The sequence below is a fragment of the Sandarakinorhabdus sp. genome, from assembly GCF_031422795.1.
In the GTDB taxonomy this organism is placed as follows: Bacteria; Pseudomonadota; Alphaproteobacteria; order Sphingomonadales; family Sphingomonadaceae; genus Sandarakinorhabdus.
Genome location: NZ_JANPML010000383.1, coordinates 1 through 2,041, shown reverse-complemented (window position 1 = coordinate 2,041; position 2,041 = coordinate 1). Strand labels below are relative to the sequence as shown.

Sequence of the window (2,041 nt, the reverse complement as noted above, 5' to 3'; positions counted from 1 at the left end):
GGGGGGGGGTTGGGGTTCGGGGTGGGGTTTAAACACCCCCCCCGCTTTGGGGGGTGGGTCTACGCGCGCGGCCCGCGCGGGGGGGTGGGGGTGCGCCCGTTGCCGCAAGCGCAGCACCCCCACCCCGGGCCGCCTGCGGCGTCTCTCGACCCTCCCCACAAGGGGGAGGGAGTTGCACCAGCCTAGGGGGTGGGCAGGGGCGGGGCAAGCGGCTATGGCAACGCCTGCATTTTCAGGAGGCTCGCATGCCGCAGTATGACATTCTCGCCATGGGCAACGCCATTGTTGACGTGATCAGCAGCGAGACTCCCGATTTTCTGAGCGAGCGTGGGATCGAGCATGGCTGCATGCGCCTGATCGATGCCGATACGGCGGAGGCGCTTTATGCCGCCATGGGCCCTGGTCGGGAGATCAGCGGTGGTTCGGCGGCCAATTCGGTGGTGGGTGCCGCCGCACTGGGCGCGAAGACGGCGTTTGTGGGCCGGGTGGCGGGCGATCAGCTGGGCGAGGTTTTCACCCATGATATTCGCGCGGCCGGCGTGGCGTTTGATACCGCTGCTGTCACCGGTGGCCGCCCGACGGGCCGCTGCCTGATCGTGGTGACGCCCGATGGCGAGCGCACGATGAACACCTATCTGGGCGCCTGCCAGGAACTGGATGCCAGCGATCTGGATGCCGAATTGGTGAAGGCGTCGGGCATTCTCTATCTGGAAGGCTATCTGTGGGATCCGGCGGCGCCGCGTGCGGCCATGCAGGCGGCCATCAAGGTGGCGCGCGAGGCGGGGAACAAGGTGGCCTTCACGTTGAGCGATGTGTTCTGCGTGGAGGGCCATCGCGCCGATTTCCGCAACCTGCTGGAAAGCCACGTGGACATCATGTTCGGCAACGAGAATGAGGTGAAGGCGCTGTATCAGACGGGCGACATCGATGCGGCAATGGCGGAACTGGCGAAGCACGCCTGCATCACGGTGGTGACCCGCAGCGAAAAGGGTGCCGTCGTGCTCGGCGGTGGCCAACGTTACGAAGTGGCCGGTGAAAAGGTGGCCAAGGTGGTTGATACCACCGGCGCCGGCGTTCTGTTTGCCGGCGGTTTCATGGCGGCTTTGGTGCAGGGTCGCAGCCTGCCGGATTGCGCGCGCATCGGATGCATTTCGGCGGCGGAAGTGATCAGCCACTTCGGCGCGCGGCCGGAAGCGGATCTGCGGGCGTTGGTGGCGGCCAAGTTGGGCTGAACGTCACCACCCCACAAACAAAAAGGGCGGCCCTTGCAGGCCGCCCTTTTCGTTTGCGCGTGTGATGGCGCGTTACGCGTCTTTACCGCCCGGCGTGTGGATGCCCGGCAGCGGCGGCACGCCCTGCGGCGGCACGTTCGGATCGAGTTCGCCCACCACGGTGATGCCGCGCGCCACGTTGGAACGGCTGCGGCCATAGAGGAAGTAGAACACCAGACCGATCGCGGCCCAGCCGAAGAACACCATCTGCGCCACAATGCTGAGGAAGCCGAACAGCAGCAGGCAGCCGGCGGCGGCCAGCGGTGCCACCACCCACACCGCCGGGGTGCGGAAGGCGCGTTTGCGGTCTGGATCGGTGCGGCGCAGAGTCATGATGGCGAGGGACACGAAGAAGAAGGCGCACAGCGTGCCGCCGTTCGACACTGATGCGAGCTGGCCAACCGGGAAGAAGGCCGCCGAGATGGCGACGCCCACGCCGGTGATGATCGTCACCACGTGCGGGGTGCCATATTTCGGGTGCACCTTTGACAGGGCGCCCGGCAGCAGGCCATCGCGGCTCATCACGAAGAACACGCGGGTTTGCGCGAACATCATCATCAGGACGACGGATGGCAGCGCGAAACCGGCAGCGAGACCCAACACGTTACCAACGCCGGGATGGCCGATGGCGCGCAGCACGTGGGCCAGCGCTTCGTTGGAGCAGACGACGGGCAGCGTGGCTTCGGCAAAGGTCTTGCACTGGGCGACCAGTTCCGGCGAACCGGGCGCCAAGGCTTCACCGTTCGGGCCGAACACCGGCTGCGCGCCAT

2 protein-coding genes are annotated in these 2,041 nt (G+C 66.6%); one reads left to right on the top strand and one right to left on the bottom strand.

Features of this window, described 5'->3' with window-relative positions:
- The first annotated feature begins 245 nt into the window (after positions 1-245).
- Positions 246-1,232: an adenosine kinase gene (locus RMO81_RS13525; RefSeq protein WP_310476418.1), complete on the top strand. Its 987-nt coding sequence runs from the start codon at positions 246-248 to the stop codon at positions 1,230-1,232.
- A 72-nt stretch (positions 1,233-1,304) separates the two neighbouring features.
- Here the strand turns inward: RMO81_RS13525 and RMO81_RS13520 are convergent.
- The coding region (locus RMO81_RS13520) for an amino acid permease (protein ID WP_310476417.1) at positions 1,305-2,041 on the bottom strand (737 nt) is incomplete at its 5' end.